This window comes from Nakamurella sp., from assembly GCF_044224575.1.
Classification (GTDB): domain Bacteria; phylum Actinomycetota; class Actinomycetes; order Mycobacteriales; family Nakamurellaceae; genus Nakamurella.
Map to the genome: position 1 here is coordinate 38,247 of NZ_JBGAKE010000017.1, position 13,489 is coordinate 51,735.

Here is a 13,489-nt window from a genome sequence, read left to right on the forward strand (position 1 = left end):
AGTGAGGAGGAGGTACGTCACATCGGCGGCGATCAATCTCGCCTCGAATGCGACGGCCTCATTACTGTCAGCGGTCTCGATCCTGATCGTTATCCGCACGCTGAACATTGTCGACTGGGGACGTACCGCGGTGCTGCTCGGGTTGGGGCAGCTGATGGGCAATGTGCTGAGTTTCGGGACGCCGGCGCGTCTCATCCGTGAACTCAGCACTCAGACACTTGCCACATATCGAAAAGTCGCATTCAGCCTGACCCTCGCTCGGACTCTGACGGGGTCAGCGATCCTGATAGCAGGATTTCTGATCCTGACGGCAATCAACGCTGATGTCGGTTCCGTGCTGGTCCTGGCGGCAGGAGTATTCGTCAGTCTCGGATCCACTGCCGCCTTTATCGCCCGCCGTCGCTACGTCGCCGCGGCGATCCTACTCCTGAGCGAGAAGCTCTCGGCCCTCGCAAGCCTGGCCATCTTGGCCAGATCCGAGGTGCTGACTCCGGCAATGTTCCTGTGCGTCCTGGGCTTGGCGGGGGTACTAGCAGGCTGGTTGGCCGCCGGCATGCTTCACAACGGATGTCCGTCCTTCAGAGGTTTGACCAGCGCCATACGCGGCCAGTGGGTCGGGTCCCTGCACTTCGGCATCGCAGCGGTCGCACCGGCCTTTCTGCTTCTTGACACCGTCATCGTCGCTCATGCCTCCGGCGCTGCCGAGGCAGGTGCGTATGCAGTCGGATCTCGCTTGCTCGCGCCACTGTCGGTCGTTTCGACCACGCTGGCGCAGACCCTGATGCCGGTACTCGCTGTCCAGGGTCCTGCCGCCAGGCTGGCATTTCCTGCTCGCCGCCAGCTGATCATCCTCCTTACCTGCGTGCTGTGTGCATTGTCCGCGCTGACCGTGATAGTGCCGAGCCTCGCGGTCGTCGTTCTCGGCCCGGAGTACTCGGCCTCCTCCTGGCCCATCAGGTTTTTCATTCTCAATGCCATGGCCGTCTTGTTCACTCGGGCGTTGGCCACTGCTCTCCAGGCATGGCATTACGAGTCGTTGGTCTCCAAGTTGATCGGTATCAATGTCGTGGTTGCTCTGATCGCGGTGCTTCTCGGAGCGTTCTACGGCGGTGCTGGCCCCGCAGCAGCAGGTATCCTGGCCGCGAACATTGTTCTCGCGGCGTCCTTGGCGATCGCGGCTTGCCGCGTTCGCCGGCGAAGTTTGGAAACGGTTGCTTCCCCCTAAAGGACCCACCCAGGCCCCGCTGGCCGACGGCGGGCGCCTGGTCGATGGAGAGAGAGTTGAGAAATGATTATTGATTCGCGCCGAATCATTAGCGACGCACGGATGGCGTTGCTGGGTGTAAAACCTGTGGCCGACTCTCCCTACGCCACCCACCTTCCAGTCCTCATGGGCCTGGCAAGGGTCCGCCGTGTACGACGGGTGTTGGAGTTGGGCTCTGGCATCCACAGCACCTCCATCTTCCTCAACCGCTCCTTCTTCCCAGACCTCGACCACTTGGCTTCTTTCGAGGACGACCCCGTGTGGGCTGAGACTGTCGGATCGACTGCAGGAACCGACAGCCGATTGGACCTCCGGTTGGCGCCAGCCATCGCATCCGCAGTTCCCCCGGACGTCGATGTTTTCGACCTGATCTTCGTCGACGACTCCCGAACGTCCGCGGAGCGATCCCGAACGATCCGGGAAGTTGGATACCGCAATCCTTTGGGCGTTGTGGCCGTCCATGACTTCGAGCAACGCTGCTATCGGCGGGCCGCCCAGCGCTTCTCCCACAGATTTATCTTCGGATCCCTGACACCTCAGGTGGGTCTGGTGTGGTCGCGCGCCGATGTGAATCGCCGCGATTTGGCCTGGATTCGCCAGACCATCGACGACAACGCTTCACTCGCGCCCACGGATCTGGTCGGCTGGGGCCAGGTATTTGATTCCTCCGCACCTGACCATCAGGTGCGCGACTAGCATCGCCGTTGCTTCCCGGATCAGGACCGATGTGATTCCGGCGAATCCAGCTCGCTGCCGAGGTATCCGGTCCCCGGCAATTGCGAACTCAAGGCGGGCGGAGCTCAGTCTTCCCGTGCCAGCCACTCCTTGTGACGACGAGTACTCGAAAGGATGAAGCGGGAGACCCTTTCCGACGTGTTCTCGATCCTGTACGCACCGACGTCCGGTGGTCCGTCACCGAGGTCGGCTGAACGCAGCGTGGCCTGGATACCTACCGTGACCTCCGGCTCGTACACATCTGTCGTGACGATGCCACCCGCGTCGATAAACTCCGGTCGCTCGATCGCCGACCGCAGAGTGATGGCCGGAAACCTGAGGATGCTGCTCTCCTCGGAGATCGAACCCGAGTCCGACAGCACGCACCGGGCGTTGCGCTGCAACTGGTTGTACGCGAAGAAACCGAAGGGCTTGTGGAACCTCAGACTCTGGCCCGGAATCCAGTTGTCCAGTGCCTCCATCCGAGCTCGCGTCCGCGGGTGGGTCGATACCAGTACCGGCAACTGCCACCGGTCGCTGACGGCCGCCAGGGAGTCCATCACGGCGGCCAACCGGCGGGGCACGTCGACGTTCTCCTGACGGTGCACGCTGGCGAGGAAGTACCCGCCCGGGGCCAGGCCGAGCTCGTCCAGAATGGGCGATGCATCGATCGCCGGCCGGTAGTACGTCAAAACCTCACGCAGAGGGCTACCCGTCAGCACAATCCGGTTCGCCGGCAGACCCTCAGCGAGCAGATTCCTGCGCGCGTGCTCGGTGTAGACCAGGTTGAAATCCGCCACGTGGTCGACCATCCGGCGGTTGGTCTCCTCCGGCACCCGGTCGTCGAAGCACCGGTTCCCTGCCTCCATGTGGTAGACGGGTATCCGCATTCGCTTCGCCATGAGCGCGGCGATACAGCTGTTGGTGTCCCCGAGCACGAGTACGGCGTCCGGCTTTTCGAGGTTCAGAACCTCCTCGGTCTTGATCAACGTCTCACCCAGCACCGTGCCCAGGCTCGAGGTGTCCACCCCCAGCAGGTGATCGGGCCGGCGAATGCCCAGTTCCTCGAAGAAGATCTCGTTGAGCGTGTAGTCGTAGTTCTGCCCGGTGTGTACCAGCACGTGGTCGACGGTCTCGTCCAGCTTGGCGATCACGCGGGACAGCCTGATCAGCTCCGGCCTGGTGCCGACGATCGTCATCACCTTCAGCACGGTGCGGCCTCCTTGATCGGAACCGAGACCGGCTCAGGGTAGGTATCAGGTTGATCCGGGTCGAACAGTTCGTTCGTCCAGAACAATGTGACCAGGTCTTGGTCACCGATGTTGGTGATGTTGTGGACCCACATCGTCGGCATGTCGACCGCGACCGGATTTCGCCCATCGACGTCAAAATGCACGACCCGGTCCGTCAGGACCCGCCGCAAGGAGATCCGAGCCTGTCCGCCGAGGACGACGAATCTCTCGATCTTCCGCAGGTGGAAGTGCTCGCCCCGGGTGATGCCCGGCTTGGTGGTGGAGACGAAGGTCTGCCCGGCGCTGCCGTGGGCGCGCACGGTCTCCACCAGGCGCCCTCGGTCGTCCGTCCGTGGCGTCAGGGCGATCGGGTACCCGGCCGGGAATCGCGCCGCCCGCAGCGTGTTGAACAGGTCGACGTCCAGGCGGCTACGAAGCACGGGAATGTCCCCGCCGTCCGAATAGACGGCATTGAACTCCCGCAGCGTGTCAAGGACCGCGGCGACGGATGTCATTGTCGGTGCCGGGTCGGTGCGCTTCTGCTGCGAGGTCAGGCCGTCGATCAGTACCTGCGCGGCGTCCTGCGCGTGCAACAGCCCGACCGGGCGGTCGACCACGGTCGGGGCGATGCCGCCGACGACGGCGTGGACGAACGTCGCGACAAACGAGTTGTAGCGCGGCCGACCGTTCTCGCCGAACAGGTTCGGCAGCCGGACGTCGACGCAGTGTCCGCCGATGTGCGCCACGGCGTCGGCGAGAATCTCCGCGGCCATCGCCTTTCCGGTCCCGTAGGCGGACCCGTTGCCACACTGGGTGGAGTTGGCGAACACCAGCCTGGACGGGGCGCCCGACCGCCGCACCGCCACGGCGACATCGGACGCCAGGTCGATGTTGCCTCGCACCACCGCCGAGTCAGGGCCCCGGTTCACCCCCGCGACGTGGATGATCGCGTCTGCGCCGGCCACCAGGTCGGGCAGCTCGGCCCAGTTGTCCCGCGTGACCGGCACCACGTCATCGCCGGTCAGGCGCAGCCGAACGCGCAGATGCCAACCCAGAAAGCCGGCGGCCCCCGTCACCACGATTCTCACGCCGCCGCCCCCGTCGGATCTCGGTCCGGCCGCCGGACATGTGCGCGCCGGCTGTCGATCGCCGCGACGAGCATGTCCTCCAGCCGCCTTACCCCGGCCGCGGGCGAGAACCGCTCGTCATAGCACCGGCGGGCGGCCTGCCCCCACTGCCGGAGCTGATCGGCGTCCACCGCACAGAACTGCCGGATCGCCGCTGTGGTGCGCTCGACGTCGCCGGACGACGCCGCCAGGCCCGCCCCCGCCCCCACCACGAGATCGGCCACGTCACCCGGAGCATGCGCCAGCACCGGTCGCCCCGCCGCCAGCGACGCCTGCACCTTGCTGGGCATGGTGGCGCGCAGCAGCGGGGTGTCCTTCAACGACACGATCTGGACGTCCGACGCTGCGATGTACCGGCCGATCTGCGAGATGTCCTGGGGCGGTGCAAAGTGCACATTCGGCAGCCGCTGTTCCGCGCAGATTCGTTGCAGGTCGGGTTTGGCGACCCCGTCACCGACCAGGACCAATTGAGCCGCTGGACATTGCGCGAACGCTTCCACCAGCGGTTCGAGCCCCTGCAGCTCGCCGAGGTTCCCGGCAAACATGAACAGTCGACCGGCCGGCAATCCGAGGATGTCGCGCTGCTCGCGATCGGTGGTCTGCTCCGGTCGGAGATGCGCGTCGTCGATCCAGTTCGGCGTGTCGTGGATCTTCCATGGTGGGACCCCACGGTCGATCAGGATGTGCCGCATCCCCGGCGAGATCACTCCGATGGCATCCGAACGGCGATAGGTCCATTCGCAGAAGCGGGTCAGTGCATTCTCCATACCTCGCCCGAGACGGCCGCCGACAAAGCCGCTCTCGGTCACGCTGTCCGGCCACAGGTCCTGGATGATCAGGCACGACGGCGCCCGCAGCCGGCGCGGCGCGGTGGCCGCGGCGACCGCGGCGGTCGCGGGCGAGGAGTACGTCAGCCAGACGTCAGGCCGGCGGATCCGACGCCGGGACGTCCAGGCCGACGAGACCGCGAAACTGGTGTAGTTCGCGATTCGCTGGACCGGATTGGCATTGTGACTGGGGTACAGCGGGCCGCGGTGCACCGTCACCCGTTCCGCGGGTTCGTCGCGTCGATAGGGCCGCAGGGGGTAATCGGGATGGATCTTTCCGGTCGGGTAGTTCGGGAATCCGGTCACGACGTCGACCTCATGCCCCCGGCTTGCCAGCCCGTCGGCGACGGCCGCGGAGACCAAGGTCCCGCGTTCGGGTGGAAACCACTGCGTGACGAACGCAATCCTCATCGGGCCGGCACCCCCTTGACGACGCTGCCCGCGGCCACGTCTCGCACGACAACGGCGCCGGCGCCGATGACCGCGCCGTCTCCGACGGTCAGGCCGGGCAGGATCGTGGCGTTCGCACCCGCCAGGACCTCCTCGCCCAGGGATACCTCTCCGGAGAGGCAGACCTGCGGGTTGAGCCGGGAGTACGCGCCGATGCTGCTGTCGTGCCCGACGGTCGCATTCTGGTCGACGTGCACGTGCCGGCCCACCTGGACGTTCACGCTGAGGCGGGCTCCGGCGGCAATGACCGTGCCGGCCGTGACCGAGACATCCGGTCCGACGGTGGCGTGGGGGTGGATGAGCACTGGCCACTCCAGGTCGGCGCCGGCCAGCCCCTCGACGATCCGCCGTCGGGTGGTCGGATCACCGACGGCCGCCACGGCGGCGTGCTCACCCCCAGCGAGCACGTCGACGGCTCCGATCACCGCCGACCCCAGTCGCTCGACCAGACGAAGGTTGACCGGCGAGGGGTCGTCGTCGACGAAGCCCGCCACCCGCCAGCACGAGCCCGCCTCCCGTAATGCCGCCACCAGGCCCCACACCTCCCGGCCGAAGCCACCGCAGCCGATGATGACGAGATCGCGGTTCATGGCGCCGATACCAGCGCGCTGGCGCTGCCCATGAACTCGGTGGTGGTCACCTGTCCGTCCGCGGTGATGCCCTCCCGGCGGACCACCTGCCGGGCGGTGGCGACCAGGATCCGCACATCGGTCCCGAGCGACTGATGATCGACGTACGTCACGTCGAGGGCGAGCTTCTCGTCCCACCCAATCGCGTTGCGTCCCGAGACCTGGGCCAAGCCGGTCATCCCGGGCCGGACCTCATGGCGACGGGCCTGCTCGGGGGTGTAGCGGTCCAGATACTGCATCAGCAAGGGGCGTGGGCCGACCAATGACATGTCACCGCGGATCACGTTGAACAGGGTCGGCAGTTCATCCAGGCTGGTCGACCGAAGGGTGGCGCCGAAAGCAGTCATGCGGGCGGCGTCGTCCAGTCGCCCGCTGCGCGGATCGGGCGGCAGCATCGTGCGGAACTTGATGAGTTCGAACGGCTCTCCGCCGAGCCCGGGCCGCACCTGCCGGAACAGGATCGGGCGGCCGAGCTTGCGCGCCACCAGTACCGCCACCACGGCTTGTACCGGCAGGGTGAGCACCAGCGCCGGAATGGCGATGGCGAGGTCGAACAACCGTTTGCGCCGACAATGCCGCATCCGCTATCGCGCTCCCAGACCGGTCCGCACAGCCCGGATGACTCGGTCGATGTCCGAGTCGGACAGCGCCGATCCGCTCGGCAACGCCACTCCGTTGTCGAACAGGAATTCCGAGTTTCCGTTCACGAAGGCGCGCGCGGCGTCGAACACCGGCTGCAGGTGCATCGGCTTCCACAGCCGCCTGGCCTCGATGCACTCCGCCGCCATGGATTTGATCAAGCCGTCCGCCGATATCGGCGTCGCAGAGTCCAGCACCACGCAGGTCAGCCAGCAATTGTCCCGGTCGTCATCGGCGTCGCTACCGCCCAGAAACCGGATCTCGGCCAGATCCCCAAGGCCTTCCCGGTACCTCCGCCGGATCTGCCGGCGCCGGTTGATCATGCCGTCCAGGCGCGCCAGTTGGGCCCGGCCCAACGCAGCCAGGATATTCGAGAGCCGGTAGTTATAACCGATCTCGGTGTGCTCGTAGTACGAGCACGGTTGCCGGGCCTGGGTGGACAGGTATCGGCAACGCTCCAGGAATGACCCGTCATTGCTCAGCAGCATCCCGCCGCCGGAGGTGGTCATGATCTTGTTTCCGTTGAAGGACAGCACGGCGGCCGCACCGAGCGAACCGGCCGGTCCGGCGCTGGAATGCGCGCCGAGCGACTCCGCCGCATCCTCCAGCAGCGGAACAGCGCGGTCCGCGAGACCGCCGACGACTGCGCCGTAGTCTGCGCATCGACCGAACAGGTCCACGGCCATCACCGCGGCCACCGGCCGGCCCTCGGCGTGCAGTGTGTCCACGGCCTCCAAGAGCAATGCGGGATCGACGTTGCCATCGCTCAGCTGGGAATCGACGAAGACCGGCTCGGCCCCCGTGTAGGCGACGGCGTTGGCGGAAGCCGTGAAGGTCATCGAGGAGACGACAACCGCCGTCCCCGGCTTGGCTCCAAGCTCGAGCAACGCAAGATGCAACGCCGCCGTGCCGGACGACAGGGCGAGCGCACCAGCCACACCGACCCGCTCGGCCACCTCGGCTTCGAACGCGTCGACCTCGGGACCCAATGGAGTGACCCAACCGGACCGCAGAGCCGCGAGGACATACCGTTCCTCGACCTCGGTGACGTCGGCCTTCGACAGCCAGATCTGGTCCACGGATCGGGCCCGGCCGTTCACAGCGCCAGGTCGGGCAACGGGGCAAACTCCGGGAGCGAACGCAGCAGCGTCATCGTCGCGTCCACGTCGAGCCGTTCGGTGTTCTCGGACGTGAAGTCGTCGGTCCGGACGGTGTCCTGGCTGCCCTCGTCGAAGTACAGCTCGTACTGCAGGGATCGGCTGTCCAGCGGAACCCGGAAGTAGTCACCCTCATCGGTCGACTTGACCATTTCCTCCCGACTCAGCAGCGTCTCGTGCAACTTTTCCCCATGCCGGGTGCCGATCAGCTTGACGACCGGGTCGTGATAGCCCAGCACGCCCGCCACGGCGCGGGCCAGCACGTCCAGCGTCGCGGCCGGCGCCTTGCGGACGAAGAGATCGCCCGGTTCGGCATGCAGGAATGCATGCTCCACCAGGTCCACCGATTCGCCCAGCGACATCAGGAATCTCGTCATTCGGGGTTCGGTGATCGTCAGCGGTTGACCGAGCTGCAACTGCCGCATGAACAGCGGGATGACGGACCCTCGCGAGCACATGACGTTGCCGTACCGGGTTACCGACACCACCGTCTTGGATCGCGGGTTGTTCCGCGCGAACGCCTGCGCCGTCTTCTCCATCAACGCCTTCGACATGCCCATCGCATTGACCGGGTAGACCGCCTTGTCGGTGCTCAAGAAGACCACCGATCGGACCCCCGCCGCACCGGCTGCCTCCACCACGTTGTGACTGCCCACGACGTTCGTCTTGACCGCCTGCTGGGGGAAGAACTCGCACGACGGAACCTGCTTGAGTGCCGCGGCGTGGAAGACGAAGTCGACTCCCGCCATGGACGCGGCGACGCTGTCGTAGTCCCGGACGTCACCCAGGAAGAAGCGCAACCGGCCATCGTCGAAGCGCCGGCGCATGTCGTCCTGCTTGGCTTCGTCCCGGCTGAGGATGTGCACGGCCGCGACCCCACGTCGAAGCAGGTGGTCGACCATGGTGGACCCGAACGATCCGGTTCCCCCGGTGATGCCCACCGTCGCGCCGTGGACCGCATTCGTGACCGTCACACCGACTCCCCCTCGCTGGTTCACCCCTGCGTGTCCCGCTCACCCGACCGAGTCGAGATGCCCGTGCCATCTCTGCCGCGACCGGTCCACGGCGAGTGACCCGCACCCCGTGCGCACGCTGCGTTACGATCAGTGACAGTATGCATCGTGCCCGATGCTCTTTGGTACGGTCAATCCGGGTTTCGCTCAGAGTTCGGTCATTTGCTGGGGGCAATGGTTGGCGCGGCATATTTTGTCTCCGGTAGGCGGTCAGCGAAGCGATCACCGGGGCAGCCCTCAGCCGCTGGGCGACCAGTCGGAGCGGGTCCGCGCTGCGTCTCCGAGCGGATGCGAGCGCCGCACAACTCACCTCGTAGTACTGGCAGCTCAACAGCTTTGCCGGCCGACGTGGGTCAATGGGGCCTACCGGACCGGGATCTCCACGGACCGGTGCCGTTCATTCCCGTCAGGCCCCGGCCCGAACGGGTCACACTCCGGACCGCTATGACCATTCTCGAAACAATTCCCGCGCAACGAGTCACCAACATGCCGGGCAAAGACGCAGAATATCGCCCGAACGTGGATGAGCTATCGGCTTCGCCAGGAGTGCAAGCTACGTTCGGTCACCATCGCCTATCGGAGGTCTCCACGCTCCCGATCCGGTCGAGGAGTGCGCTCAGGCACACGGTGCACGGACGCCTGCGGTGACCGACCCCGTCGAAGACACCAACGCCGCCGACGGGCCGGTAGCCGAGGTCGCTCCAGTTCGGCGGCGCCGACCGATCATCCCCTGGATCATGCTCGGCGTCGGCGCAATCTTCCTGCTGACGACCGCGTGGGTCGGTTGGCGGACGTACCAGGCCTACCGCGACCTTCAGGCCGCCGCGGTTCAGGTCAGCGCGCTGCAGCAGGAGTTCGCCGACCCGTCACAGCTCGGCCCGGCGAACGACCGGCCGGCGATCATCGCCGATCTGCAGGCCGACGCGGCGTCGGCCCGGTCCGCGGTCGACGACCCGGTGTACCGCTTGGCCACCGGCGTTCCGTTCGTCGGGCCGAATCTGGATGCCATCCGGCAGGTCAGCCTGACCGTGGACACCCTGGCCAGCGACGTCATCCCGTCCCTGGACAGCATCGCGCGGACACTGGATCCGTCGGCCCTCGCGCCGAGGGACGGTGCGGTCGAGCTGGCGCCGATCGTTGCCGTCGCGCCGCAACTGCAGCAGGCGGACGCCACCGTTCAGGCCGCGCGAGCCGAGTTGGCGCAGATCGACCGGGCAGCCGTGGTGGCCCCGGTCGGCGACGCGGTGGCGTCCCTACAGCGCAAGCTCGACTCCGCGGCCGACCTCACCGAGCCGACGGCCCGGGTCGCCCGGATGCTGCCGGCCGCGCTCGGCGCGGACGGTCCCCGCAGCTATCTCGTCGTGTTCCAGAATCTGGCCGAGCCCCGGGCCACCGGCGGCATCTTCGGTTCCTACGCGCTCGTCACGGCCGATCACGGCAAGGTGTCCATGGTCGATCAGGGCCCGGCGCGGGACCTGCGGTACTTCACGCCCCCGGTCAGCGGGTTGTCCGACGACCAGCGGCGCCTGTTCGGGCCCGAGCTGGTCACGTTCCCCGCCGACGTGAACCTGACTCCCGATTTCCCCACGGCGGCGCAACTGTTCGTCGAGATGTATCAGGCCCGCGGTGGCGGCCCGGTCGACGGCGTGCTGGCCGTCGATCCCGTCGCCCTGGCGTACCTGATGAAGGGATCTCCGGCGTTGAACGTCGAGGGTGTTTCCGTCGACGCCGACAACGTCGTGGCGACCTTGCTGTCCACCGCCTACCAGCAGTTCGACGACGCCAGCCAGGAACCCCGGGACCGGTTCCTCGCCGCGGCCACCGCCGCGGCGTTCGGGCAGGTGATGTCCGGCGCGGCCGACCCCGAGTCGGTCGTCGCCGGTCTGCGCCAGGCCGGGACGGAACGTCGGCTGCTGTACTACAGCACCCATTCCGACGAGCAGGCCGACCTGGCCGCCACCGGGCTGAGTGGCGCGCTCGACGGATCGACCGAGGAATCGTCGATCGGGGTCTTCCTCAACGACGCGGTCGGCTCCAAGCTGGGCTATTACCTCACCGGCCGGGCCGATGTCTCCGGTGGCCAATGTCAGGCCGATGGATCCCAGCTGGCCGCCGTGGCGGTCACCCTCGGGTACCGGCCGACGCCCGGTCTGCCGGCCTACGTCACCGGCGGCAGTACGGACGGTGCCTACCGGACGCACGTGCTGGGCAACCGGTCAGCCTGCGGCCCGGCACGGACCGCGGCCGGGCCATGGGCATCGCGGTCGTCGACCTGCCCGCCGGTGCCGAATCCACGGTCACCTTCTACGTGCGAGTGCCACCGGGGGTCGCTGCCCCGGCGTTGGTACACACCCCCACCGTCACGGACTGGCCGGTGGCCGTCGACGGAATCGGCGGGTGCGGCCGGTGACCGCGCCCGACGGCTTCGGCCCGGGCGGGCACCGGCCGGCGCACCGATCCTTCCTGTGCACCCGGGGTCGAAGATGACGACCACCGGCCGGACCGTCCGGATTCTGGTGGGATCGGCGGGGCGACGCACGTACCTGCTGCAATGGTTCCGGGATTCCCTGGAGCGATGGGGGTATCGCGCCGAAGTCGCGATCACCGAGGCGGATCCGCGGGCCGTGGCCACGGCCTACGCCGACGCCGTCCATCGGGTGCCGGCCTACGCGGACCCGGGGTACGTGGACGCGATGGTCGCCGTGTTCGACCGAGTCCGGCCCGATCTCTTCCTGTCGGTCAATGATCACGAGCTCACCTGCCTGGCCGGTCCCGTCGCGGACAAGCTGCGCGGATACGGCGGTGTCGTACTCGCCCTGGACGCGGATCGACAGCAGGTGGTGGCCGACAAGTACGCCATGGCCAGGACCTTCGGTGCACTAGGAATCGGCTGCCCCACGACGGTTCTCGGGTCCGACTCCGACGGGCTGGCGAGGCTGGCAGCGTCCGCGGCGCGGCTCGTGATCAAGGATCGGTACGGAAGCGGCTCCTCCGGCTTTGCGGTGGTCCGTGCGGCGAACGTCGGCGCCGCCATCGCGCTGCACGGTGGGCCGCACGGCCGGCGCGATCCCGACCTGCTGGTGGTGCAACCGTTCCTGTCCGGGGTCGAGTTCGGCCTGGACATCGTCGGCGACCTGACCGATTCCGCGGAGGTCACCGCGGTCCTGGCCCGCCGCAAGGAATCCGCCAGCCAAGGAGTGACGACCCGGGTCGTGACGGTGGACCCGGTCGGATTCCACCCGCTGGCTGATCGAGACCGAGGAGTCCGGGCTGCAGGTGCTGGACGTGAACCCCCGGATCGGCGGCGGGTATCCGTTCAGTCACTGCGCCGGCAGCGACGTCCCGGGTTACCTGATCGCGGAGCTGCTGGGCCGGTCCGCACCGGCCGGCTGGAACACCTACCGCATCGGCGTCACCATCGGTCGACACGATTCGTTCGTGTCCATCGACTGACCGCATTCGTTCGCCTCCGCGGTCACCGCCGGCTCCGGTCCAGAACCCGCCCAGGGGTGTCGATCTCGAGCCGGCCGATCCCGACCTGCTGGTTCCGCAGCCACTAATTCGAGTGCGCTTCGGCCACGCCGTGCCCACACTGGGACGAGCTGAGGGCGGTCCGCACGGACGCCCGCACGAGGGGAGCGAAGCGATGTCAAACGTCTTCTACGGGGCCTGGCTCGCGCGCACGGGTTCGCTCGGCTGGGCCACGCACACCGCCCGATTCCAGACGACGCCGATCCTGGCCACCATCCAACTGAGCTCGTTCTCGACGCAGCACGGCGACCGGTTCGACGCGTTCCAACCGCACTACGCGCTGGCCTACATCGAGACGGTCAACACGCCGATCATTGTCGTTGGCGGGATCGCCATACCCAACCCCAACAAGCTGACCGACAACAACGTCTGGCTCACCACCGACCATGTGACGTTCCAGCTGCAGGCCGACAACGCCAATGGATCGGCGTCCGCGTTCGGTCTCATCCACGACCGCAGCTCCGTGCTGGCCGGCCTGGACATCCGGCGCACCCTCGACTTCGCCGTGCACGACGACGAGGGCGTGGTGGTCGGCACGCACCGCGAGGTGCAACTGGAGGGCGGCGCCGCCCTCGATCCGGACGCGGTGCAGGAGCGGATCCTCGCGCGCGCCGCTGCCGCATCGGAACGGCCCCTGTCCATCACCCCGGTCGACCTGACCGATCTGCCGGCCGGTGTGCCGTTCCGGGTCGATCCGCGCACCAATCGCGTCGTGCCGGAGGAGGGAAGCAGCGGAACGCCGTACCAGGCCTGATCGGCCGGCCCTCTGCGCCGAGCTGGGAGCAGGTGGTCAGCGCAACCCGGGCGTCGTCGCCCTCACGCACCGCAGAGCTGATTGGTGTAATTCGGGTGATTCGTCCCGTTACGTCCTTGACGTCCGATATCGTGCGGTTCACAGTTCAGGGG

At 67.2% G+C, this 13,489-nt stretch carries 11 protein-coding genes; 4 read left to right on the top strand and 7 right to left on the bottom strand.

Annotated elements, in window-relative coordinates:
• Position 1: 1 nt before the first annotated feature.
• Both ACILSK_RS18070 and ACILSK_RS18075 read left to right on the top strand, forming a co-directional pair.
• Entirely contained in the window at positions 2–1,225 is a 1,224-nt protein-coding gene (locus ACILSK_RS18070; RefSeq protein ID WP_395728571.1) for a lipopolysaccharide biosynthesis protein, read from the top strand.
• 63 nt (positions 1,226–1,288) lie between these two features.
• Positions 1,289–1,960 carry a hypothetical protein gene (locus ACILSK_RS18075; protein WP_395728572.1) on the top strand — a complete coding sequence of 224 codons (672 nt, stop codon included), beginning with the start codon at positions 1,289–1,291 and terminating at the stop codon, positions 1,958–1,960.
• 104 nt (positions 1,961–2,064) lie between these two features.
• On the opposite strand, the gene wecB is transcribed toward ACILSK_RS18075, so the two are convergent.
• The 7 genes from wecB to ACILSK_RS18110 are packed head-to-tail and all read right to left on the bottom strand — an operon-like array spanning position 2,065 to position 9,013.
• Positions 2,065–3,186 carry a non-hydrolyzing UDP-N-acetylglucosamine 2-epimerase gene (gene wecB / locus ACILSK_RS18080; RefSeq protein ID WP_395728633.1) on the bottom strand — a complete coding sequence of 374 codons (1,122 nt, stop codon included), beginning with the start codon at positions 3,184–3,186 and terminating at the stop codon, positions 2,065–2,067.
• Complete coding sequence (locus tag ACILSK_RS18085) at positions 3,183–4,298, bottom strand: NAD-dependent epimerase/dehydratase family protein (RefSeq protein ID WP_395728573.1); 1,116 nt, start codon at positions 4,296–4,298, stop codon at positions 3,183–3,185. Before ACILSK_RS18085 ends, wecB begins: the two co-directional genes overlap by 4 nt.
• Positions 4,295–5,575 (bottom strand): glycosyltransferase family 4 protein, encoded by a 1,281-nt coding sequence (locus ACILSK_RS18090; RefSeq protein ID WP_395728574.1) that lies wholly within the window; start codon positions 5,573–5,575, stop codon positions 4,295–4,297. Before ACILSK_RS18090 ends, ACILSK_RS18085 begins: the two co-directional genes overlap by 4 nt.
• Positions 5,572–6,204 carry an acetyltransferase gene (locus ACILSK_RS18095; RefSeq protein ID WP_395728575.1) on the bottom strand — a complete coding sequence of 211 codons (633 nt, stop codon included), beginning with the start codon at positions 6,202–6,204 and terminating at the stop codon, positions 5,572–5,574. Before ACILSK_RS18095 ends, ACILSK_RS18090 begins: the two co-directional genes overlap by 4 nt.
• Positions 6,201–6,824, bottom strand: coding sequence for a sugar transferase (locus tag ACILSK_RS18100; RefSeq protein WP_395728576.1), 624 nt, complete (start codon positions 6,822–6,824; stop codon positions 6,201–6,203). Before ACILSK_RS18100 ends, ACILSK_RS18095 begins: the two co-directional genes overlap by 4 nt.
• A gap of 3 nt (positions 6,825–6,827) precedes the next feature.
• Positions 6,828–7,961: a DegT/DnrJ/EryC1/StrS family aminotransferase gene (locus ACILSK_RS18105; protein WP_395728577.1), complete on the bottom strand. Its 1,134-nt coding sequence runs from the start codon at positions 7,959–7,961 to the stop codon at positions 6,828–6,830.
• Positions 7,962–7,978: 17 nt separating this feature from the next.
• On the bottom strand, positions 7,979–9,013 hold the full coding sequence (locus ACILSK_RS18110) for a polysaccharide biosynthesis protein (protein WP_395728578.1): 1,035 nt from the start codon (positions 9,011–9,013) through the stop codon (positions 7,979–7,981).
• Between the two features lie 683 nt (positions 9,014–9,696).
• Between ACILSK_RS18110 and ACILSK_RS18115 the strand changes: the two genes are divergently transcribed.
• Both ACILSK_RS18115 and ACILSK_RS18120 read left to right on the top strand, forming a co-directional pair.
• On the top strand, positions 9,697–12,612 hold the full coding sequence (locus ACILSK_RS18115; RefSeq protein WP_395728579.1) for a DUF4012 domain-containing protein: 2,916 nt from the start codon (positions 9,697–9,699) through the stop codon (positions 12,610–12,612).
• Positions 12,613–12,698: 86 nt separating this feature from the next.
• Positions 12,699–13,337, top strand: a complete 639-nt coding sequence (locus tag ACILSK_RS18120) for a hypothetical protein (protein ID WP_395728580.1) — start codon at positions 12,699–12,701, stop codon at positions 13,335–13,337.
• Positions 13,338–13,489: the final 152 nt, after the last annotated feature.